Annotated in this window: 22 protein-coding genes and 2 tRNA genes; 20 read left to right on the forward strand and 4 right to left on the reverse strand. The window is 64.3% G+C overall.

Annotated features, from left to right (window positions below; all coding sequences use genetic code 11):
- The first annotated feature begins 60 nt into the window (after window positions 1-60).
- Window positions 61-132 (forward strand) — tRNA-Thr (locus QMK22_RS06230).
- A 31-nt stretch (window positions 133-163) separates the two neighbouring features.
- Window positions 164-237 (forward strand) — tRNA-Met (locus tag QMK22_RS06235).
- Between the two features lie 227 nt (window positions 238-464).
- On the opposite strand, the gene QMK22_RS06240 is transcribed toward QMK22_RS06235, so the two are convergent.
- Together QMK22_RS06240 and QMK22_RS06245 are read right to left on the reverse strand one after the other, a co-directional pair.
- Window positions 465-1,559, reverse strand: coding sequence for a site-specific integrase (locus tag QMK22_RS06240; RefSeq protein ID WP_283452603.1), 1,095 nt, complete (start codon window positions 1,557-1,559; stop codon window positions 465-467).
- A gap of 129 nt (window positions 1,560-1,688) precedes the next feature.
- On the reverse strand, window positions 1,689-2,288 hold the full coding sequence (locus QMK22_RS06245; RefSeq protein ID WP_283496749.1) for a helix-turn-helix domain-containing protein: 600 nt from the start codon (window positions 2,286-2,288) through the stop codon (window positions 1,689-1,691).
- 103 nt (window positions 2,289-2,391) lie between these two features.
- On the opposite strand from QMK22_RS06245, the gene QMK22_RS06250 reads away from it, so the two are divergent.
- The 5 genes from QMK22_RS06250 (at window position 2,392) to QMK22_RS06270 (ending at window position 4,967) form a co-directional block, all read left to right on the forward strand.
- Window positions 2,392-2,601 (forward strand): helix-turn-helix transcriptional regulator, encoded by a 210-nt coding sequence (locus QMK22_RS06250; RefSeq protein WP_104131369.1) that lies wholly within the window; start codon window positions 2,392-2,394, stop codon window positions 2,599-2,601.
- A gap of 160 nt (window positions 2,602-2,761) precedes the next feature.
- Entirely contained in the window at window positions 2,762-3,199 is a 438-nt protein-coding gene (locus tag QMK22_RS06255) for a hypothetical protein (protein ID WP_283496750.1), read from the forward strand.
- A gap of 421 nt (window positions 3,200-3,620) precedes the next feature.
- The gene (locus tag QMK22_RS06260) at window positions 3,621-3,983 is read left to right on the forward strand and encodes a single-stranded DNA-binding protein (protein WP_283496751.1); all 363 of its coding nucleotides are present in this window, start codon (window positions 3,621-3,623) and stop codon (window positions 3,981-3,983) included.
- Window positions 3,984-4,044: 61 nt separating this feature from the next.
- Window positions 4,045-4,431, forward strand: coding sequence for a hypothetical protein (locus QMK22_RS06265; protein ID WP_283496752.1), 387 nt, complete (start codon window positions 4,045-4,047; stop codon window positions 4,429-4,431).
- A gap of 65 nt (window positions 4,432-4,496) precedes the next feature.
- On the forward strand, window positions 4,497-4,967 hold the full coding sequence (locus tag QMK22_RS06270; protein ID WP_283496753.1) for a hypothetical protein: 471 nt from the start codon (window positions 4,497-4,499) through the stop codon (window positions 4,965-4,967).
- Between the two features lie 225 nt (window positions 4,968-5,192).
- Here QMK22_RS06270 and QMK22_RS06275 read toward each other — a convergent pair whose 3' ends face one another.
- Window positions 5,193-5,417 (reverse strand): DUF2188 domain-containing protein, encoded by a 225-nt coding sequence (locus tag QMK22_RS06275; RefSeq protein ID WP_283496754.1) that lies wholly within the window; start codon window positions 5,415-5,417, stop codon window positions 5,193-5,195.
- 250 nt (window positions 5,418-5,667) lie between these two features.
- Between QMK22_RS06275 and QMK22_RS06280 the strand changes: the two genes are divergently transcribed.
- The 3 genes from QMK22_RS06280 (at window position 5,668) to QMK22_RS06290 (ending at window position 8,649) form a co-directional block, all read left to right on the forward strand.
- Window positions 5,668-5,877, forward strand: a complete 210-nt coding sequence (locus QMK22_RS06280) for a hypothetical protein (protein ID WP_283496755.1) — start codon at window positions 5,668-5,670, stop codon at window positions 5,875-5,877.
- Window positions 5,878-6,004: 127 nt separating this feature from the next.
- The gene (locus tag QMK22_RS06285) at window positions 6,005-6,742 is read left to right on the forward strand and encodes a hypothetical protein (protein WP_283496756.1); all 738 of its coding nucleotides are present in this window, start codon (window positions 6,005-6,007) and stop codon (window positions 6,740-6,742) included.
- On the forward strand, window positions 6,739-8,649 hold the full coding sequence (locus QMK22_RS06290; protein ID WP_283496757.1) for a type IV secretory system conjugative DNA transfer family protein: 1,911 nt from the start codon (window positions 6,739-6,741) through the stop codon (window positions 8,647-8,649). The genes QMK22_RS06285 and QMK22_RS06290 overlap by 4 nt, the downstream gene beginning before the upstream one ends.
- A gap of 27 nt (window positions 8,650-8,676) precedes the next feature.
- Here the strand turns inward: QMK22_RS06290 and QMK22_RS06295 are convergent, their stop codons facing one another.
- Window positions 8,677-9,612 carry a DNA-processing protein DprA gene (locus tag QMK22_RS06295; RefSeq protein ID WP_283496758.1) on the reverse strand — a complete coding sequence of 312 codons (936 nt, stop codon included), beginning with the start codon at window positions 9,610-9,612 and terminating at the stop codon, window positions 8,677-8,679.
- Between the two features lie 618 nt (window positions 9,613-10,230).
- On the opposite strand from QMK22_RS06295, the gene QMK22_RS06300 reads away from it, so the two are divergent.
- The 10 genes from QMK22_RS06300 (at window position 10,231) to QMK22_RS06345 (ending at window position 20,271) form a co-directional block, all read left to right on the forward strand.
- Window positions 10,231-11,418 (forward strand): hypothetical protein, encoded by a 1,188-nt coding sequence (locus QMK22_RS06300; protein WP_283496759.1) that lies wholly within the window; start codon window positions 10,231-10,233, stop codon window positions 11,416-11,418.
- 18 nt (window positions 11,419-11,436) lie between these two features.
- Window positions 11,437-11,766 (forward strand): pilin, encoded by a 330-nt coding sequence (locus tag QMK22_RS06305; RefSeq protein WP_283496760.1) that lies wholly within the window; start codon window positions 11,437-11,439, stop codon window positions 11,764-11,766.
- 8 nt (window positions 11,767-11,774) lie between these two features.
- Entirely contained in the window at window positions 11,775-12,470 is a 696-nt protein-coding gene (locus QMK22_RS06310) for a lipocalin/fatty acid-binding family protein (RefSeq protein ID WP_283496761.1), read from the forward strand.
- Between the two features lie 11 nt (window positions 12,471-12,481).
- Entirely contained in the window at window positions 12,482-13,933 is a 1,452-nt protein-coding gene (locus tag QMK22_RS06315) for a hypothetical protein (protein ID WP_283496762.1), read from the forward strand.
- On the forward strand, window positions 13,930-15,600 hold the full coding sequence (locus QMK22_RS06320; protein WP_283496763.1) for an SCO6880 family protein: 1,671 nt from the start codon (window positions 13,930-13,932) through the stop codon (window positions 15,598-15,600). Before QMK22_RS06315 ends, QMK22_RS06320 begins: the two co-directional genes overlap by 4 nt.
- Entirely contained in the window at window positions 15,597-17,069 is a 1,473-nt protein-coding gene (locus QMK22_RS06325; protein WP_283496764.1) for a putative type IV secretion/conjugal transfer ATPase, read from the forward strand. The genes QMK22_RS06320 and QMK22_RS06325 overlap by 4 nt, the downstream gene beginning before the upstream one ends.
- Window positions 17,070-17,073: 4 nt before the next feature.
- On the forward strand, window positions 17,074-18,135 hold the full coding sequence (locus QMK22_RS06330; protein WP_283496765.1) for a hypothetical protein: 1,062 nt from the start codon (window positions 17,074-17,076) through the stop codon (window positions 18,133-18,135).
- Between the two features lie 256 nt (window positions 18,136-18,391).
- Window positions 18,392-18,634 (forward strand): glutaredoxin family protein, encoded by a 243-nt coding sequence (locus QMK22_RS06335; RefSeq protein ID WP_283496766.1) that lies wholly within the window; start codon window positions 18,392-18,394, stop codon window positions 18,632-18,634.
- Between the two features lie 425 nt (window positions 18,635-19,059).
- Window positions 19,060-19,719, forward strand: coding sequence for a hypothetical protein (locus QMK22_RS06340; protein WP_283496767.1), 660 nt, complete (start codon window positions 19,060-19,062; stop codon window positions 19,717-19,719).
- Between the two features lie 162 nt (window positions 19,720-19,881).
- Window positions 19,882-20,271: a hypothetical protein gene (locus tag QMK22_RS06345; RefSeq protein ID WP_283496768.1), complete on the forward strand. Its 390-nt coding sequence runs from the start codon at window positions 19,882-19,884 to the stop codon at window positions 20,269-20,271.
- Window positions 20,272-20,728 lie beyond the last annotated feature (457 nt).

The following is a 20,728-nucleotide window of genomic DNA, read 5'->3' on the forward strand; positions in this document are numbered from 1 at the left end:
GGGTGATAAAGTTTCTAGGTTGCCAAAAACGCGGCATTGCTACTGTTTTTTGGTTGCTCTGCCCCCTTAGCTCATTGGTAGAGCACTTCCTTGGTAAGGAAGAGGTAGTGGGTCCGATTCCCACAGGGGGCTCAGGCTTGGAAGCGAACAGCCCACAAGTCGCGGCGGGGTAGCTCAGTTGGTTAGAGCACACGGCTCATAATCGTGGTGTCGCGGGTTCAATTCCCGCTCCCGCTACAAGAACCCCGGATTTCTGCGGAAGTCCGGGGTATTTTTTCGCCGTTTTTAGGCCAACCCCGCATAAACCCCGCAGATTGAAATCGGGTGTACCCGACATCTGATCGTTTCAGTGGCCCAATTTCCGGCTTATTTCTCTGCTCGGCAGACTCCTGTAAGCGGGGGAAAATGCCTCCTGAAACCGTGGCTAATGCTCACCTCGTCGACCCCGCATAAACCCCGCAGATTCAATCTGTCGGCAGCAAGGAATTCATCGTTTCCGCGGCACGGATGCCGCCCGTGTTCTTGGCCATGTAGACATCCTGGGTCAGAGACGGGTTCGCGTGGCCGAGGAATTCCGCAATTTCTCGAGCGCTGAGTCCGGACTGGTCCAAAGCGGTGGCCACCGTTTTGCGGAAGCTGTGAGTCGTGACCGTCGGATACCCGATCCGCGTACGAGCCATGCGCCAGTCGCGCGAGGTATTGCGAGGATCTCGAATATTGCCACGTAGTGTCGGGAAGACCAGGTCATCATCGTTTTGAATTTTGAAATTCGACTGCCGATGCCGGAGGAGGTCGACGAGATTCTTCGGAATCGCGATCGTACGGACCCCGGCCTTCGTCTTGGTGTGATCCTGGAGGAGGACACCCTGACCACGCGCGCGGATCACGTTGGCGTTGATCGCCACAGTTCCGGCGGCGAGGTCGAGCGCGGACCATCGAACGGCCAGTACTTCCCCCAGCCGGCACCCCGTACCGGCGAGGAAAAAAATCACGTCCGCAGCGTCAACCTGGTTCAGTCGAGCGTCAGCGCGGACAGCAGCAAGTAGGCGCGGCAAGGTATCGAGAGGGATAGCGGTCGCGCCCCCGCGAAGGCGAGCGATGTTGTCGATCTCCCGTACGGGATTGACCTGAATCGCGTCGGAGCGCGCTGCCACGCCCATCATCCCGGAGAGCACCCCTCGACAAGCTTTCGCAGCCCCAGGCCCCTGCTTCTCGATGACCTCACTGATGAATCGCCCCAGGCGCTCTGTCGTGGCCTCCGACACGGAGAGCGACCCAATTTTTGGCTTGATGTGGTGCTCGATGGTCTGCCGATACGTGTCGATCGTGCGCGGAGCGCGGTCTGCTTTCGTCAGCAGAAAACGATCGGCAAGGTCCGAGAGCGTAGTTTCTCGTTTGACCGCGCTCACCGACGACGTGCGAACTGTGGTGAGGGCAAGCAGAAGTGATGTTTGCGCCCTCGCTTTCGTCGGCGCAAATCGTTCAATCTGACGAAGCGTTCCGTCATCAAATCGATAACGTGTGCGTGCCCGCCATGTGCCCGGCGTGATCTCTGACACGCTGATTGTGCCGTGACTTGTCACGGGCACGCGTGGCCTCCCCATGGAACACCTCCTTGAATTCTCTCGGAACCATTGTTGTTCTGAAGTGTTGAACGGCGGACCGGCGCGCTGCTGCAGGCATCGTGTTTAGTCGGTCCAACCGTCGAGGTCCCAGCCTGCCGAGGCGAGGTAGGACGTGAGCTGCGTAATGCGCCGACTGGACTCGGCGAGTCGTTCCTCAGTGGTGTCCCATTCTTGGGCTGTAGCGATCTCGCCGGCGGCGGCGTCCAGGGTGCGTTCGATGGCGAGGTTGGTGGTCAGGCGTTTTCGTTCGCGGATCTGGGCGTGTAGCTCTCGCATCGCTTGCAGTTGGGTGCGTTCGGTGCGTTCGTCGTTGGTGCTCCAGTGGTACGCGCCGTGTTCTGCGCCCGAGATCCAGGCATCGAACTCGACGACCGTCATGCCGTCGAAGCTGGAGCTGAGGTTGGCGATGTCGAGTTCAGCCCAGGGCCGGCCGATCGGCGTGAGCAGGAAGATCGGCGTGACGTTGAGAGCTTTTGCGATGTTCAAGAGCTGACTGACGGAGAGGTCGTGTTTCCGGCCGGCTTCGATGTTTTGCAGGATCGATTCGGTGACGTTGTTGCCCGGAATCAGGTCGGCGAGGTCCTTCGCTGAGCGGATGCCATGCTGTTTGCGGATGGCATGGATGCGGTTGCCGATCCCCGATTGCGCCAGAAAGTTTGTCACGCGGACATATTACAACTTAAACACTTGTCAACCGTTGCAAACCGTTCTACTGTGTCAGCAACAGATTCCGATAGTCGTAATCTGTCGACAATTGGAGACACTCATGGACGAAGAATTCATCCTCCCGGTACACGTGGCCGAACTGACCGGACTGCCCGTTGGCGCGCTCGCCCAGCTGCGCTACATGGGCCGCGGACCGCGGTTCTACAAGCCGACCCCGAAGAAGGTGCTCTACAAGCGGTCCGAGGTCATCGCCTGGGTCGAGGCGAGCGCGCAGACCCAGACCGGCCAGACCGCGCTCCTGGGCCGGTGATCCGGTCTGAACCGTCGCCCGCGAAACGAGCGGGTGAGAGTTCGCCCATGAAAAAGCCCCGGGGTGCAACCCGGGGCAAAGATCGAGCACCTGCGAAGGATCTGATCTATGACCAGACTACTGAAATTCCGCCATCTCGCAACGTCTCATCCCCGTGCGGGTGGGTGAGACTACGGTGGGCCTTTACGCGGCCAAGAGTGCCGTTCTGCTGGCCGCGCAGATGCGGCTGAGCAACGCGTCGTCTCGGCTGCTCCTGTACATGGCATTGGAGTGCTGGGACGACGCGAACAACCCACTCGGTCAGGCGCCGCGCCGCTACTTCGCCGGCCGCGAATCCTCCGCCATCGGGCTTGGGTACCTGGCGCCAGAGACCGCCTCGGTGAAAGCGCACACCGCCGTTAAACGCGCCGTGCACGAACTCATCCAGGCGGGCGCCATCACTCGAATTCGAGCCGGCGGCAATGGACTCACGGCCGAATACGAACTCCAAGTCGACAGTACGAAACCGGCGACGAGCCGAAATTCCCGGGTGCTGATCCTGCCGGTTCCCAGCTATCAGGGGGTCAATATGTGGACCCCTGAGGGGGCCAATTTCTGACCCCCTAAGGGGGTCAAAAACGGCACTTTCAGGGGGCCATTTCAGATCCCCCTTAACAGTACTTAAACAGGAAGAACAAAACAGTAACAGTACGCGCGCGCGAACTGACCTGTGGATAACTCGACGATGGAGCGGTTGAAACTCCAGCTATGGAGCCGCTGCTTTGCCCCGCCGACGTCGCTCAAACACATTTGTGACCTTTCCGGCCGATCACCGTAGCTCGCTGCGCGCCTACCGTTCCCAGATTCTCAGACGCGGTCGCAGGCTCCCTTATTTCGCCTGAGACTCCGGGCACTCGCGGCGCTCTCGCTCGCTATCAATTTCTCTCGCCGGAAGGCACAAAAAACAGTTGGGCGAAGAACTCAAGGCCAACGACATCCCCTAGCAATTCAACGCACCACCCATCGAAGGAGAAGCACTCATGTCCACACGCACCATCATCGGCAATCTGGCTTTCGACCCCGAGGTCGTCACAGCCGGCAGCATCCAGATCACCAAACTGCGCGTCATCGAGAACACCGGCGAATACCGCGGAGGCAAATGGCTCGCCCACGACGCCGCCACCACGCACTTCGTGGAAGCCAAGTTCGAGCTCGGCCAGAACGTCGCCGCCACCCTGCACAAAGGCGACCCCGTGATCGTTGTTGGCCGTGAGCACACCGACAGTTGGGGCGTCGACCAGTCACGCCAATACGGACGCGTCATCGACGCCGATAACGTCGGCCCCGACCTCAACCGGGCCGTCGCCACCGTGCGCCGCAACTCCAAGCCCGACACCGAGTAGGCATCCAGAGGTGGGGCCGCACTCGCGGTCCCGATAAACACATTCTGAAAGGAGCACCACCATGAACGACCACGACAGCGAACTGATCACCCGGGCCAACGAGCTGGCCGACACCGCACGCAGCCTGGCCCACGCGACTCGTGCGATTAACCACCCTTACGATTCGTACCTACTGCTCGGATGCCTGACCGCCACCCAGCGCTCCCTCGGCCAGGTCTACGACCAACTCGCCAACTGGCACAGCAACGTCATCGACGGCGTCGAATACAGCGGTGAAGACAGCTGCGGCGCCGGCTGCGCACCCGGAGTCGCCCGAGCTGAACTCGGCCTCCGCGACGCCGCCCAATTCGCCGGCATCGTTGAGGACGCCCTTCTGCAAGCTCACAACGCCAACAGCGTCGTCCGCTGGTTTGATGAAACCGCGATCCGCAAGAGTCCGAAATGTTGAGCCTGAAAACCGTGGGTACCCGGGATCAACTTGCGGGCTGATCAGATCTCTGCGTCAATGGACCCATGTTTGGATTTGGGGGTAAGCAGAACGCCGTTGTCGAACGGAAGATCTTAATCGCCGCTCTGGACCGTGAAGTGGATCTGCAGCGCGCCTCAGTTGAGGTTCGAGCTGCCGGACTAATGACTCGAGCTTCAATCCTTGTCGCTGCGGCAAGCATCCTCACAGGTGTGCAGTCCTTGGATCAAATGTCGGCTTGGTTCCTGTGGAGCACCATCGCGTCCGCGGCAGCCGCTATCTTGGGGGTGCTCGTCCTGCTTCCTCGGCTTGGCGCCGAGGTTGATATCGATTCTGCCGAATCGGACTACTGGAACGAGTTGGATACTGTGGCACTTCACGGATTCATGAAAGACAAATTGAGAGTGCTCAAAGAGGATGAGCACGCACTTATCTGGAGGCGTTGGGTCCTCCTCGTAGGGTTTGCATGCTTGGCCATTTCACTTCTCCTAGCCGCACTTCACCTCCTATTTCTCTAGATTCACGATCGGTTGACCATGTCTGAAAAACCAAAAACTCCGGGAACTCCACCAGCACCTGCGCAACGGGTTAGGCCAACCGTGCGAGTGGTCAAGGAAGCGGATCAGTTCCGCAACCAGCCTCCCAAGGTGACGCAGCGTCCAGATAAGTCCTGACGCGCCGCGGATGAATCCGCATGGATCCAACCCTGAAACGTCGGGCTGGATCCGTGCGGAATCTCCGTGCTATCCCTTTGGAGGGAATGCGTCGTTGCCGTAGGAGTTCTTTGCGCTGATCTTTCCGTCGAGGTTCGTCGTGACGTGCTCGACGCTCCTATCGACGGCCATGTTCCGCCCAATGGCGGCTTGGTCCGCTTTTGTTCCGCCGGTGTGAGCGGCGCGTGAACTGCCTTCGACTTTGCTTTTCCACACACCGTCTTCGTTGTACGTGCGAATATCGCCTTTAGCCATCTTTGAACCAATCTCATTGCGGTGGCAAGGATTGCCAACGGTGACATAGTCGCAGTGACCACCGACATTGGGACGCCTTTACTGGAAGCTTGGTAGGTCGTTTACCTCGGCAGGGGGCGCGCCGGGGTAAACGACGGGGTAGGGGGTCTCTTTCCCTGTCCCACCGCCACCCCCTCGCTGCGCTCGCTTCCCAACCTCCCACACCCATCGTTCCTCAGTGTGTAGGAGGTTGGGAAGTAAAGGGGTGGTGGTGGGACAGGGAAAGAGAAGAAAAAAAGTAGAAGAAAAAAAATACAGAAGTACAAGAACAAGAGAAAACACAGAAGAGAAAAAAGAGAAAGAACAAGACCAAAAAAGTAAGAGAAACGAAAAAGCAGAGCAAGAAAAAGCGAGCCAGAATGAGCAAGAACTGCGGCAGTTGGACGAGGCGAAGCAAGCAGCGAGCAGACCAGAAAAATGACGACGAGATGCGAGCAGGGATAGCCGGATTGAGTTGAAAAAGTGTGGTGTGGCATTACCGGTGGTGTCGGTGGCGGGGTGCAGAATCGTGGGTGTAGAGCTTGGAACGTTGTCAGTGCGGAGGCTGAATGATGGTGCAGGTGACAAGTCGCGACGAAGCGATGATCGACTGGCTGGACGTCGTCCGGCTCGCAGACATGAATGCCTTGCGGTGGGCGTTGGGCGCTCAACTCGGATTGGGCGAGCCGATCGGGTTGCGCAAAGCGCAGCACTGGGCCGCCCGGATGGAAGCGGTGGGCCTGGTGGGCCGCGACCGGCCGGCGTTCCTGGACGGGTCGGTCGTGTGGGCGACGTTTCAGGCGATTGGGAAGCCAGCGCCGAACCTGTTTCGGCAGACCACGCGGCATGAGATCGCGGTGGCGACGGTGTCGGCGCGCTATCTGGCGCAGGGGTTCACGTGGCGGCGGGATCGGAAGCCGGTGGGCCGGCGTGATCATCAGGCCGACGGGGTGGCCGAGCGTGACGGTGTGGTCGAGCTGGTGGAGGTGGAGCTGACGCCGAAGACGTGGCAGCGGTATCAGGCGATCTGCCATAACCACACCTACCGGCTGGTGCATGAGGGGGTGGATCGGGTGGCGTACTTTTGCACGGCGGACGCGGATCGGGCCATCAGTCGGGGTGCCGATAAGTACCTGGTCCGCACCGAACGACCCCGTCTCGTTTCCCAACACTCCTTCGACGCACGCGGGCACTGGACCGGCCCCGAGCTGGACGCCGGCGCTTACGCGGCCGCGCACGGCCGAGCCGACAGGGTGGTCGAGCTTGACGGTGCCAGCGGGTGGGGCGCGTCGCAGGTCAGCGCATGAGCGAAACTACGGCCCCGACAGAGTCGGACGCCGCCAGCGACATGATCGCCCGGCTCCTCGGCGCCGCCTTCGCCGTCGTTGTCGTGCTTGTGGCGCTGCCCCTGGTCGTGCCCGTCGTAGTGAGTCGGGTTGCCGGCGATGTGATCGCGACGAAGACCCGGTTCTGGGTGGTGTGGCGATGGCAGTGGATCGTGAACACCGTCGGCATCGTCCTGGTCACAGCGCTCATCGCCTGGGAGGCGTTTCTGCTGGCGGGCTGGATCCGCTCTGGAGCCGCGACGGTGTTCTTTGACGGAGCGGAGTGGTGGGAGCAGCTCTGGCCGATGTTTGGCCCGTGGGCGGTCGTGAACTTCTTCGCTGGGCTGCTGCTCTTGCCGACGGCGTGGTCGTTGCGGCGGCGGAAGATCGCCGAGCAGGTGCGGTCACGGCGGGTATCGAACGTGGTGCGGCAGGAGAAGATTGAGACGGCCCGGAAGCGTGCCGCCGACAGCAGCGTGGCCCGCCGCATTGGTGTGCGCCTCGAAACCGACACGGGCCGCATCATCGGCACCACCCGCCAAGCCGTCACCGTCCCGTTGCCGGTCGGCGACCAGCGGCAGGCGTTCGGGGTGACCAGCCGGGTCACGGTGCGGACGCTCGCTGACCGGTTCTATGACATGCGCCGGGTGCGCGATTGGGTCGACGCGACCGGCAAATACCTGGTGCTGCCACCGACAGCGTCCTCCGTTCGCGCGCTGATCATCGCCGAGTCCGGCAGTGGCAAAACCGTCCTGATCAACGGACTCGTCCTGTGCGCGCTGGAATACGGATGGCCCGTGTTCGTCATCGACGCTAAGGGCGACCCGGCCGACGCCGAGCACCTCGTCGCAGTTGCCGAAACCTACGGCCGCACCGCGACGACCGGTGGTACGTGGGACCTGTTCAACGGCACCGCGGATCAGGTCACAGCGAAGCTGATGCGGCTCATGCCCGTTCCTGACGGCGCGAACCAGCACTACCTCGACGAGATTCGCGGGGTGCTGCAAACGGTTCAGGAACTGTCGCCGCTCCGCAGTATTGCCGACCTCCGTGAACGGCTGACCAGCCCCACCCCGTTTGTTCGCGATCAGGACGATCTGGAATTGGTGATCAAGGCCGTGGACCGGGATGGCACCACGGCTGGTGAGCGAGCGTTGCAGAGCCTGTTGGTGGCGTTGCGGCCGATGCAACGGTGGATTGGCCAGGATGGCTGGTCCTACAACGCGCCCAAAGCCGACGTGACGGTCATTCCGCTGTCGCCCGTCGATGACGCCCAGGCCCGGCTGGGTGATCTGCTCCTGCTGGACCTGCGAAACTTCCTCGCCACCCGGTTGGAGCGGCGCGACAAGTCCCCGGTCGTCGTGATCGTTGACGAATTCCCTCAGCTGGTGACTGGGTCGCAGGACCCGGGCGACACCGCCGGGAGCTTGTTTGAGACGGCGCGCAGCGCCGGCGTCGGACTGGTCTTGGCGACGCAGAGCCCGGCGGGCTTGTCAAACGATGAGGTTCGTCGGCGTCGTGCGCTGACGAGTGGAGCGGCGCTGATCTTTGGCCGGTCGAAAGACCCGGAGGATGTGGTGAAGTATGCCGGGACGGTGATGCGAATGGAATCTGCCGGGCGCGCCACCGGTGAGGAGCTGGGGAGCGCGCGCGCCCAGCACACCTACGTCATCCCGCCGCAGGACGTGCGCGAAGCCGCCGATGGGGCGTTCTGGATTGTGCAGGGCGGTGCCATTGCCCCGTTTCGAGCCCTCCCGAACCGACAAATGCAGGCATCACCCGCGGCGGTGCCCGCCACGCCGCGATCGGCCGGCGTCGAGCCTGCAAGCGATGTTGCGGCCCGGCAGCTCGACCTGGTCGAGACAGAGGAACCTGGAAGCGCCGCCTGAACGAGGTGGGCGGCGCTCCACCAGCGTTTAGAGATAGACGATGTCGGAGCTGGTCGCGATCAGGCTTGCGCCGTGGTCGCGGATGAGCCGAGCGCAGCCCGCATTGGCTGCGCTGGAGGCGCGCCCGGGCACGGCGCCGCAGGGACGCCCGAGCTCGAGCGCGGTTGCCGCGGTGCTCAGCGCACCGGACTCATACCCTGCCTCGACAATGACGGTCTTACTGGCCAGAGCGGCCAGAAGTTGGGTGGAACGCTGGAACCGCCACGCCGAGGGCTCGCTGCCAGGTGGAATCTCGCTCACGACGACACCCCGCGTAGCGGCCGCGTCGACCAGCTCGCCGTTCTCAGCGGGGAAAGCAGTGTCGAGGCCGGTAGGCAGGACGAGCAGGTTGCGGCCGGTAAATGCTTGGGCCGTCATGAGGGCCGCGGTGTCGATTCCCCGAGCCGCAGTCGATGCGATCGCCCAGCCGTGCACGAGCAGCCCGGAGGCGAGATCCACGCAGACGTGCCGGCCGTGCCGCGTCGCAAACCGCGTCCCCGTCATCGCGACACTCGGCACAGTCAGGATCGAAGCGTCACCGCGCATCCACAGTGCAAACGGTGCCGCAGATCCAAGGTCGGCCACCGAAACCGGCCACCACGGGTGCGACGGCGTGAGCAGCTCATACCCACCGGCGACGGTACGGCGGAAAGCGTCTACGACCCGATCGACCGAGTAGCGAGGCAGGATGGTGGAGCGCAGCTGCCCGACAGTCCCGTCTCTGCCAGCGGCAGTATCGTCGTCGCCGTCGAGGAGTGCGGTCAGGGCTGTTTCGGCTCCGTATCGTGCGATGACGCCTCCGACGCGGGGATCGCCCGGGTTGGCGATGGTGGCCCAGGCGGTGCGGGCGATGGTGTCGTGGCTGATGGGGATGTTCAAGGCAGTGTCGGTGCTGATGGTGTCGATAACCGCAGCGATAGTCATGATGGTGGATTCCTCTCCTGGACCGAATATTTTGTTTGCCTTCCGGCGAGAGAAATCGATAGCGAGTGGGAGAGCTGCAGTGCCCAGAATCTCAGGCGAAATAAGGGAGCCTGCGACCGCGTCTGAGAATCTGGGAACGCAGGCGCGAAGCGAGCTACGATGACCGGCCGGAAAGGTCAAACAAGCCCTTGAAAACAGGCCGCGAATGCGGCTCAAAATTTGGGGGTTGCAACGGCGCCAGCCGCTTCCGTTCAGGTCCTTGCATCGTCCTGCCGCCACCGCCCGCCAACTCAGCCTGAGGCTTACCCAGGTCCCGGACTGGTTGTTGCCGCCGGGACTTTTTGAGGGCATTTTGTGTCTTATTGGCGGTGTGTCGCCTTCAATGTCAGAGGTGAGCATTACTCTCGACGTAGACGGCAACGACGCCGCAGAGAAAGGGAAAAGTGACGGTGCACACCCGGTCCGCTCGAACGGATACGACAGCCCGACTGGCAGCAATAGGCCCGGCTGTTACCACAATCCGCCGACACCCGGCCAACCCCGTGACCGACTCCAATCGCTGTGTTGTTGTGGTGATTGACCAGCACCGTATTGAGTCCTAGAGAGGGAGATTTTCTTGTGTCCAGTCAGAATCAGGCAACAACGACACAGACCACGAACCAGCACGCCGACCCACCCGTGAGCACCGCCTTTCGCGGCGCTTCACGAGCCCAGGGCTACATCGAAGCAGGTGCCCCCACCCACGAACGCCCTGCAGTCACGGCCCCAGAGCTCCGGGCCGTCGACGAGACTGGTGCACCGGCCGCCGCGACGCCGCAGCAGCCGGCGGGACGCCCCTCGGAACCCGCTCTGGCCGACCTGTTGTGCGGCGCCGACCACAACCTCGGACTGCTCTCCACCGCCCCACCGGCGCAGGGCGCGCAGCGCGGCCTGCGCGGCGTGCTCTCCCGCCTCGGGCTGTCGATGACGCCGGGGCCCGCGGAGCTGGCCGAGCGCGAGCAGGCCGAAGCGCTGCGCCGCGATGAGGAAACGATCCGGCAGGCAACCTGGACCCGCGCAGTGAGCGTGCTGGTTGCCAACCAGAAGGGCGGCGTCGGTAAGACTCCGTCGGCGATCATCGCCGGCGGAGTCCTCGCCGCCGCCCGCGGCGGATCGGTGTGCATCCTCGAGGTCTCCGACGACCCCGGTGCGCTGTCGTTCCGGGCGGAGGGGAACCCGGCCCGTGGCATGGGCGAACTCGTCCGCGACGTGAGCACGATCAGCAGCGCCGGGCAGCTCGCCGGCTACACCGCGCCTCAAACCTCGTTCGCCTCCGTGATCGGCACCGTCCGTCGCCGGCCGCGCCTCACCCACGACGACGTGACGGCTGTCGCGGCAGTCGTCGACCTGTACTACGGCATCCGCGTCATGGACAGCGGCAACCAACCTTCCTCGTCCGCGTTCCAGGGCGCCGTCGACACCGCCGACGCGTTGGTGATCCCCGTGTTCAACGCCGGAGACGCCGTGCTGGAGGCGGTCGCGCTGCTGGACGTGTTGCGTTCGGCGGGCGGAAAGGCCGCAAGCTTGGCCGACCACGCGACGATCCTGCGGTTGACCGATGGGCGGCCGGAGAACCGGCAGGTCGTCGACCGTGTCGACCAGATCATTGCCGACTCCGGCGTCGAGCAAGTGTTCACGATCCCCTACGACCCGCACATTGCCGAGCGCGGGCAGATCACCCTCGAGCATCTCGCCCCATCGACGCGACGGGCGTTCGCCGCCGCGGCGGCGGGCGTCGTGCGTACCCTGCAAGCCACCGTCCGATAGCCGCGAAAGGCGAACGCCATGCTCACAGAATCCCTGCACACCCTCGCGGGCACCATCGTGCGCACAATCGATAACCCACTCGACGGCATCCTGCCGGACTTCACCATCTTCGGCACGGAATTCACCCTGCTCTGGCAGAAGCTCCTCGCCGGGGTATGGGGGATCGGCATCATCCTGGCGATCGTGTTCCTGATCATCGGCATCATCAAGATGGCCAGCGCCTCCAGCGGCGGCAACCCGAACGAATACAAAACCGCCCGCAACCAAGCCATGTGGGCCGGGATCTCGCTCGGAGTGCTCGCCGCCCTCGCCGTGATCGTCGGCGCCATCCTCGCCGTCTTCGGATAGGAGCACTCGTGCACGCGACCGCACCACCCACCCGCCGCACCTGGCCCTGGATCGTCGGCGCCGCCATCCTCATCGGCGCTCTCATCATCGCCGGCGCCGTCTACTTCGCAAGCCAAGCCGACACCGCCATACCCACGGCCGAACCGACAACCCCGGTGGCAAGCAGCACACCGTCGCCGAGTACGACACCGGTCGATGCGGAGCCGACCGGATGCCTCGGCGGCGAGGCACGCGACGCCGCCATGGTCCTTGCCGCCCAGAAAGCCGCACCGCACACGAGCAGAGGGGCAGTCGAGTACGCCGCGGCCTTCGTGCGGTGGCTACACCAGTACCCTTACCCGCCGTCGAACGATGCAGACTCCGTCGCGACAAGTGGTCTCGCCGCTGATGTTCCTACGAAAGATTTGCGAGAGTTCTTCGCAAATAATCCGAACGTCTCAGGCGGGCTCGTGCCGGACGCGACGGAATACTACCTGTCGACCATTCCTGGTGTGTGGCACATCGAATCCTCGTCGACCGATGAAGTCGTCGCCACGATCGGTACGGGGCTCGTCGTGCAAGGGGCAATGAGCCCAACGTTGAAAGGATCGATTACCGTGACCGTGCGCTGGGAAAACGGCGAGTGGAAATTTGCGAAGTCTGAAGGGACACGCACGACGGAGGACTTGTTCTCGATCGGTGAACCCTTCACGAACGGGTGCTGACGATGAGGGGCATGGCGACCACGCCCGGTGACGACCCAGGATTTTTTGGAGATCTTGTGGGCGGCATCGGTAACGCCATCAATGGGGCAGCCGGAGTGGTGTCGTACTGGTCGGACCCGTGGGGCAACTCCTTCAAGATGCTCCGCGACACGGCGACGGGCATGAGTCGGGACATCATGCCGGCGTTGACCAGTGCGACGCTGCCGGACCTAACGACGGACTGGTTCATTAACGCCTACAAGATCAGCTTCGCCACGGCAATCTTCGTCGCCGTGTTGCTGTTGATCCCGCAGGCCGTCCGCACCGCGCGCGGGGCCCAGGCGGGCCGCGACTTGGTCGAGTCCGTGGGACTGTACTTTGGGACGTTTCTGATTGGGGCCATGTTTGGGCCGATGTTCGGGATCATGCTGATCAATTTCTTCCACTCCCTGACGGACGTTTTCGTCGCAGCCGGCCTGACTGGCACGGCGACGACCGTCACTGGGCAGTTCAGCTCCATGATTGAGCAGGCTGACCCGGTCGGTATTACCGGCGGGATTGTCATGGGCGTCATCTTGATGATTTGCATGATCTTCGCCCTTTTCTTGGTGCTGCTGATGTTGTTGGTGCAGCTGGTGACGCTGTACTTCACCGGGGTGCTTCTGCCTCTCGGGTTGGTGTGGATCATCGACAAGAACAAGCGCTCCTTCGGCTTGAAGATCGCCGCTCTGTGGATTGGGATTCTCGCCGCTCACCCGCTGCTGTTCCTGCTGCTGGGTCTGGCCTTTTCCATGACGGCGAACCAGCTCAGCGCGTTCGGCAACAACTTCGGTCTGCAATCGATGGTGTCGCTCCTGGTGGCCATCATCGGTCTGCTGATGGCCGCGCTCTCGCCGCTTCTGCTGATGAAGTTCGCGCCGATTATTCCGATGGCCTTCGGTGGCACGACCGGTCCGTCCGTGGACGTTGGGAAGCACATCGGGGCGCAGAACATGACCGAAGCCAGCGAACGCTACGGTCAACCCTCCAACCAGGATCGGTCCAGTTCAACAACCACCAGAGAATCCACGGACTCGACGACCGAGCGCGTTTCGGAGTCCTCGACAGCTCCGGGGAGCCTGTCGGAGGTCATCGGTAACCGCGCCGCTGCTGCCGCAGCCGGGACGGGCGCGGCCGGTGAAGGGGCGACGATCGGCGCCGGTCGCACGGCGACCGCGACGGCGGGAGCTGCCGGAGCAGGTGCGGCCGCTGGCGGAGGCGCGGCCGCGGCTGAGACCGGGCTTGCCGCCGCTGGGACAGCGGAGTCGGCGACCGGCGCGGGCGCCGTTGTCGGCGTCCCGACGCTGATCGCGGCGGCGGGGATCGCCGCCGCGCACAAGGGTGTCGAGGTCGTCGGGAAGGGCGTGGACATGGCGCAGACAGCGGGGGAGCAGGTAACGGAGTCGATGGATGACACCCCGACTCTCGGAGGAGATCGCCCATGATGACGGACCTGCGTAACCGGACGGTCATCCGCTATCTGGGTGGGGAGAGCGGCCACCGCTCCTTCTTCGGCGGCACGCACTCCCGCGCCAGGATCATCTTCCTGGCCTGCTCGCTCGTGTTCGGGATGGTGTTCACCCCGCTGATTGGCTGGCCCGCCCTCGCTGCGGCAGCGGTCAGTTGCGGAGTGACGTTCCTGGTCACCGCCAAGACGCACCGCGGGTCCATTGTCGACCGCCGCCGCAAGCGCGCCCGGTGGAAGAAGCGCAGCCACGATGGCACGACCCGGTTCGTGCCCTACGAGGTCGGGGCGTGGGACCAGCTCCAGCAAGCTCTTACCGAGGCCCGCGCCGCCACGGGCGCCGCCGGCCGGGAGGCGGCTGCGGAGGCGGGCCGGGCGGTGGTGGCGATGCGGGCAAACCCGGACGGGTCGGACGGGCTCGGCTGGCTGCAATACGGCCGGGGTGAGCCCGGCATTGCCTGGCATGCCCCCGTCGGCGAGCAAAGCTACCTGTCGGTGACGTTCACCGTCAGCGGGCAGCTGCGCGGGATCGAATCGGCCAGCGTCATGGCGCGCGCCGCTCACGGCTGGGGCGCGTTCCTCGCCGCCCGTGCCGTGCCCTCCGTGCTTGTGCAGGACGTGCAGATCACCACCCGGGTGCTGCCGGCAGATACGGCGTTGCAGGAATTCTGGGTGCTGAACAACCTCGACCCGGCTGCGCCGGTCGACGCGGTCGCCTCCTACGAAGAAGTACTGCGGCTGACCGGGAACGATGCGATGGTGCAACGCCACTTCGTCACCGTCAACTGGCCACTCACTCCGGCCTTCCTCGACGCCGCTCGCAAATATGGTGACGGGCGCGACGGATGGCGGGCACTAATGCGGCAGGAGATCGCCTCGACTCAGCGTGGGTTGGTGGAGTCGAAGATCGGCCGCGTGGAGGTGCTGACGGCGCGGCAGGTGGCGGCGGTGGTGCGGCATCAGCAGAACCCGTCGCGGCCGATCGACTTCGTCGCCGACGTGCACCCGAACCGGGTCGGCGAACCCGCCGAGGAAGAGTTCTCCGCGCACATCGTCGGCAGCACCGACCCGCTCACCGGGCTGCCGGTGCGGTGGTGGCATCGCACCGCCGCGATCCGCGCCGAAGCCCTCGCGACGGCGGCGCGCACGCAACTGTGGGTGTTGGATCTGCTGATTGGGAAGGACATCCAGTTCATCCGCTCGGTCAGCTTTCACCTGCACCTGGTGCCGGCGTCGGAGGCGAAAGTCGCCGCCCGGCAAGACCTGGTCCGTGACACCGCCGAAGCCCTCTCCCGGAGGGAGGCCGGGCAGCTCGACACGGACGACACCGACGTGCACATGACGGCCGCCCGACGCCGCCGGCAAGACCTCGTGTCCGGGTCGCAGCACCACGGCGCTGTGTGGATCGGGTTCGTGACGATCTCCGTCCGCTCCAGGGAAGAGCTGGCGCGGGCATCGCGGCAGCTTGAGGAAACCTGCTCGACCGGCCTGGGTATTGAGAGCTTGGACTGGCTCGATTCCTATCAGGCGGCCGCGTCGGGCACGACGTGGCCTATCGGCCGCGGCCTGGCCGCATCCGCGCCGTCATTCTCCGCTCGCGTCTACAGCCGCCTGGCCGGCAAATCCGACAAGGAGGCCCTCACATGACCACACCCAACGACACCAATTCCTCCCGCTCGAAGCTGTGGGCACTGCCCGTGCTGCGCCGCTTCGCACCGCCCCTCGAAATCCCCGGCGACAAGGCTGGCGGGACCGACGCGGCCGGTAGCCGTGGTGCGGTGGAGATTGTGCCGTGGGCGCTGCCGGGCACACCGCTACGCACGCAAGCTGCAGCGGCTCGTCGCGGCTTCTACGCTCCGGCACTGGCCGGCGCGCCCACGACAACGCGGCAGGCCGAGATCCTCAACACCGCGCTGATCGGCCCGCCGACCGGCACCCGCGGCGTCGTCAACGGGCGGGACGTGCTCTCCCGTACGACGATCTCCCATGACCCCGTCACCGCGTATAACTCGGAGCCGCGGGAGGTATCCAGTCCGAACGTGATCGTGATGGGCGACGTCGGCGCCGGCAAAAGCTCCCACACCAAATGCAACTACGTCGTCCGGCCCCTGCTCCTGCAGGGCCGGCGCGGGGTGGTCTTTGACAAGAAGGATCAGGGCGGGGAGGGAGAATACTCCAACGTGGTGCGGCACTACGGGTTTGAACCGATCCGGTTCACCACCGACGGCACCGGCACCACCCTAAACCTGCTCGACCCGATGATCGCCCGCGGCACCGGCGTTAAAGGGCAGACGCGGCTGCTGAACATCGTCACCCGCATCGCCCGCGGCGATCAGCCCCTCAACGAGTGGGAAGAAGAAGCCCTCCGTGAGGCACTGCGCCGCACCGTCAACCGGGTTGATCATCGAGCGCCCGTACTGGCGGATGTGCTGCCGAACCTGGGCCAGATCGATCACGACGAGTACCGCACCCTCTCCGCCGCCGCCCGCGACGACCTGCACAAGGCTGGCCTGTCCGTGAAGTGGACGTTGAACGGGCTGCTCGACGAATACGCCGGGCTCCTCGACGGCGAAACCTCAGCAGCGGTGGACCTCAGTGGCAAGCTGACATCGTTTGATATCTCGCAGCTGCCCGACGATGGTCCGGCGGTGCCGGTGGTGATGGCGATCGGGAACATGTGGATGCTGGGCCGGCTCCGCAGCGAACGCACCTCCGCGACGACGGTCGTCTATGAGGAGGGCTGGCACATGATCGGTGGGCCGTCGGCGCAGCTGATCAAAGCCAACCAAAAACTCTCCCGTGGCCTGGGTATCTCGAACGTGTTCGTGATGCACAAAGGCACCGACATTCCCAAGGACTCACCCGGCATGGCCATCATCCAGGAAGCCCAGACCGTCATCGTTTACCGGCAGTCCCGCCCCGAAGACGCCCTCTGGTGCCAGCAAACCTTCGGGTTCGCGCCCGAGACGGCGCGCACCATCGAGACGCTGGCCGATGGGCATTACATCTTCAAGTTCGGGTCGCACCCGGAAGCGCACGTGGAGCACATCCGCTCCGAGTGGGAACGTCAGCTGACCAACACCGACGAGGGCCTATCCGTCGGCACCATCTTCTAACATCATGGGCCTGGTCAAACTGCTCGCCGCCAGCCTCACCGGCCTGCTCCTGACCGTCGGCGGCACCGTCGCCCTCTCCTCCGGCACCGGCACCACCTGCGGCCTGACCGCGGTCAGCCGAGCGGATGCCGCCGCGCACGACACGGTGGCCGGGTATAGCGGCGACCAGCTCGCCAACGCCGCCGACATCATCAACGCCGGCGCCCAGCTCGGCCTCACCACCCAGGCCCAAACACTCGGCGTGATGACGGCGATGGGGGAGTCCAGCCTGATCAACCTCGATCACGGCGACAGCATCGGCCCCGACAGCCGCGGCGTGTTCCAACAACGCGCCACCTGGGGATCCCTCGCTGAGCGTATGGACCCCGCCACCGCGGCAGGGCTGTTCTTCCAACGCCTCATCGCGCTGCCGGGGTGGGAGACGATGACGCCGTCGGCGGCGGCATCCGCTGTGCAGATCAACGCCGACCCGGAACACTACGCACCGTTCTTCGTACCGGCGACCGAGGTCGTCACCGCGCTCACCCCCGGTGCCGGCGGTACGTGCGGGGACGGCGGGGACGCGGTCGCTCTGGCCCAGCAGCTCGTCACCGCTGCCGACAACGGGCAGCTGCGCGGCCTGGTCCCGGACCATCTGAAGGAGATCCGGTGGATCGCCAGCGGGCAGACCGTCCCGGACTGCGGAATCGACACCCGCATCCTGCAGGTGATGGTCCTGGCCGTCAACCAGTTTCACCAGGTCGGTGTCAGCGACATCAACCGCAAATGCACCGGGCAACTCCTCGGCGCCGGCACCGCGTCCTCGCACTGGATCAACGGCGGCGGCGGAGCCGTCGACTTCTACTCCCTCGGCGGACGCAGCCTCACCGGCGCCGACGGCCAATCCCTGCGCCTGATCGGACTCCTCGACCCGGTCATTCCCACCGGGGCGCGGATCGGGCAGGCAGACTGCCGCCGGGAGGCCGGCATCAGCTTGGCGCTGGTGCACTTCACCCAGTTCGACGACACCTGCAACCACCTGCACCTCGACGTCGCGTTCACCGCTGATCCGATGACCGTTGGCTAACCGCGCAGCCCCACTCACGTCAGGGGAGGTATCTGTTCGTTCGAGGAGCCTGCTGGCCCGGACGGGCGCTGACCAACGTGCGCACGGTGTGCCGACCGCTGGGACAACTGGGCTCGGCGTTCCCTCCGGTCACTTATTTCCTCACCCACTGGCCCCACCACTCGGTCCCGCACTCATGGTCGCTCCCTCCCGGGCACAGCGAACCTCCGCTACCGAACAGCACCACCCCGACAGCGTGAGTGAAAGGAGCCCCGCAATGAACGAAACAGTCGGCGTCATCGTCTACACGAAACCGAACTGCCAGCCCTGCCGAATGACCAAACTCGCCCTCAACAAGCAGGGCATCACCTACACCGTCGTCGACCTCACCGAAACACCCGCAGCCCTCACCTACGTGCAAGACGAACTCGGCTACAGCAGCGCTCCCATCGTCGTCATCGACGACCACAACCACTGGGCCGGCTTCCGCCCCGACCTCATCGTTAAAATCGGCCACTAACCCGCGGTCCGATCGACGAGGCCCGCGGTAGCAGGGCCACGCGTCTGGCAGGGAAGCGACCAAGAGCGCGCGGCGGGGAGTGACCAGCGCGACGATCACCGCACGGGGCGGGAGCTCGTCACCTTCGGCGTGCTCAACCCCACGAAGCGGTGGCCGCACTTCGGAGACACCGCCTAGGACCAGACGCAACCCCCGGGGTAGCTGGGGGAGACCCTGCGGGTCCTTGGACCGCTGCGCGGACGTCTATTTCTTTTTTTGTCTGTCTGGCCGGTCATCGTAGTTCGCTCCCGTGCCTGCGTGCCCACCTGCTCGGGCGCGGTCGCAAGCTCCCTTATTTCCCCCGACCAGCCGTGCACTGCGGCACTCCCGCTCTCTATCGATTCTCTTGCCAGCCAGGCAAAAAAATCAGTTGAGCGGAGAGAATCATGCCCCAGTTCCCCATCGCCACCCGTCCCGAACGCACCAGCGACGACATAGCAGCCAACCGCAAAGCAGCCAACGCATTCTTCGCCCGATACATGACCACCGGCACTTACAGACAGCGCGACCGTGACGCCCTCCTCCGGTTCTACGGCTACGACTGGAATCTCATTTGCTGCGTCATCGAAGCAACCGAGTGGGCCCGAGTTCACGCAGACGATAGCGCCGCGCACCGCGCCGCACGACGAGCTGAACGCGACGCCCAAGCAGCCCTAAATGACTTTCCCGCTCGCAACGATTCCCAGCTCCGCCCCCACGCGCACGCCGCGACCACGAAGCGGATGCCACCCCACGGGGTGATGCCCCGCCCGGCAGGTGAACGTCTCACGGCTCGAGGACAAGCCGACCGCTTCTGGGCCCGGTGCCTGAACCCCACGGCGAAGTTTCGTGCCGCCGTCCTCCACGACGCCGACCAGCCGTTCAGCCAGTGGCTGCTCCTGCACCCCAGCTATGGGCCACTGCACGACGCGCCCGACGGCTACACGGGTACGCTTCGACTGCCCAAGTCCCAGCGATTCGTGCCCGGCACGATCCGACCCGCAGGAATCAGCTACGACCGCGCACTGGAAATCGCCCTCGCCGCCCTTGACAACAGCAGTCACTAACCCGGTTGAGACCGCCGCCAGACGGCGGTCTCAACCGGTGAGGGGGAACCTCCCCCTCACACACCCCCACCGCGCGACGTTATCCACAGACCGGCATGATCGGCGGCGGCCGTCGAATTCCGCGCCTTAGCGTCAAGGCCTACCCATCGCGAAAGGACCCTCATGCGTTTTCTCAAGCTTGCCGTCACCACCTACGGACACGACCGCTCCCGACCGATCATCGGCGCCGACGACGTCTGGATCAACCTCGACCAGGTCGTCTCGATCGAAGAACAACTCGACAGCAACACCTTCGCAGACGCTGTGCGCGAGGGAATCGCGCCGGAAGAGCACTATCCCTGCGTGGAGCTGACCACTTCGAACGGGAGCACTCACCTGGTGTCGCTCGGCGTGTACCCGGACCAAGCCAGCGCCTTTGCCGCCCTCACCCGATTCATGCCACCGATCCTCGGCAGCGGCAGCGGCAGCGGCAGCTGCAGCGGCAGTGAAGATGACGCAATGCTCGAAGGCTGCCTGGCGAACACACCGTCGGTCCGAGCGTTTCGACCGTAAAAAAGTAACTGGTGAAGTCGCCGAATATCCAACGACTGCGGTAATGTCGCGGACGCAGGTAGATTTGTGTGACCCGGCGCCGTGCTCCCCGCAATCAAATGCCTCCGACTGTCCTCCTTGCCGGCCAGGGCGTTTCTGCACCGCGGTATGCAGAAATGATCCGTGCACAGATTGCGCTGTCGGGCCAGACTGAGCGGCATGGATCTACACGGCGGGGACTGATGAGTCGACGGGAATTCAAGGAGGCTCTGTCCCGCGCTGTCGCTGGGCAGCGCCTTATCTGCACCGGAATCAACCCCTTCGACGTTGTCACCCTGGCCCGGCCTGTCCCGCCTGCGGAATCGAGATGAACTTCGAGGTCATGCTCACGCGCAGGGACGCAATGGGTGCCGACGCTGCCCCCGTGTGACCTTGCCGTTCTCATACCGGACCTATTCGCGATGATGCCCCGCGGCGA

It is taken from the genome of Cryobacterium sp. PH29-G1 (assembly GCF_030063365.1).
Classification (GTDB): domain Bacteria; phylum Actinomycetota; class Actinomycetes; order Actinomycetales; family Microbacteriaceae; genus Cryobacterium.

Coding starts and splice junctions, on each gene's coding strand:
- QMK22_RS06285 (WP_283496756.1), top strand. CDS start 6,005: ATGATGGTGCAGGTGACAAGTCGCGACGAAGCGATGATCGACTGGCTG.
- QMK22_RS06330 (WP_283496765.1), top strand. CDS start 17,074: ATGGGCCTGGTCAAACTGCTCGCCGCCAGCCTCACCGGCCTGCTCCTG.
- QMK22_RS06335 (WP_283496766.1), top strand. CDS start 18,392: ATGAACGAAACAGTCGGCGTCATCGTCTACACGAAACCGAACTGCCAG.
- QMK22_RS06275 (WP_283496754.1), bottom strand. CDS start 5,417: ATGGCTAAAGGCGATATTCGCACGTACAACGAAGACGGTGTGTGGAAA.
- QMK22_RS06320 (WP_283496763.1), top strand. CDS start 13,930: ATGATGACGGACCTGCGTAACCGGACGGTCATCCGCTATCTGGGTGGG.
- QMK22_RS06345 (WP_283496768.1), top strand. CDS start 19,882: ATGCGTTTTCTCAAGCTTGCCGTCACCACCTACGGACACGACCGCTCC.
- QMK22_RS06290 (WP_283496757.1), top strand. CDS start 6,739: ATGAGCGAAACTACGGCCCCGACAGAGTCGGACGCCGCCAGCGACATG.
- QMK22_RS06305 (WP_283496760.1), top strand. CDS start 11,437: ATGCTCACAGAATCCCTGCACACCCTCGCGGGCACCATCGTGCGCACA.
- QMK22_RS06315 (WP_283496762.1), top strand. CDS start 12,482: ATGGCGACCACGCCCGGTGACGACCCAGGATTTTTTGGAGATCTTGTG.
- QMK22_RS06340 (WP_283496767.1), top strand. CDS start 19,060: ATGCCCCAGTTCCCCATCGCCACCCGTCCCGAACGCACCAGCGACGAC.
- QMK22_RS06295 (WP_283496758.1), bottom strand. CDS start 9,612: ATGACTATCGCTGCGGTTATCGACACCATCAGCACCGACACTGCCTTG.
- QMK22_RS06250 (WP_104131369.1), top strand. CDS start 2,392: ATGGACGAAGAATTCATCCTCCCGGTACACGTGGCCGAACTGACCGGA.
- QMK22_RS06260 (WP_283496751.1), top strand. CDS start 3,621: ATGTCCACACGCACCATCATCGGCAATCTGGCTTTCGACCCCGAGGTC.
- QMK22_RS06265 (WP_283496752.1), top strand. CDS start 4,045: ATGAACGACCACGACAGCGAACTGATCACCCGGGCCAACGAGCTGGCC.
- QMK22_RS06325 (WP_283496764.1), top strand. CDS start 15,597: ATGACCACACCCAACGACACCAATTCCTCCCGCTCGAAGCTGTGGGCA.
- QMK22_RS06270 (WP_283496753.1), top strand. CDS start 4,497: ATGTTTGGATTTGGGGGTAAGCAGAACGCCGTTGTCGAACGGAAGATC.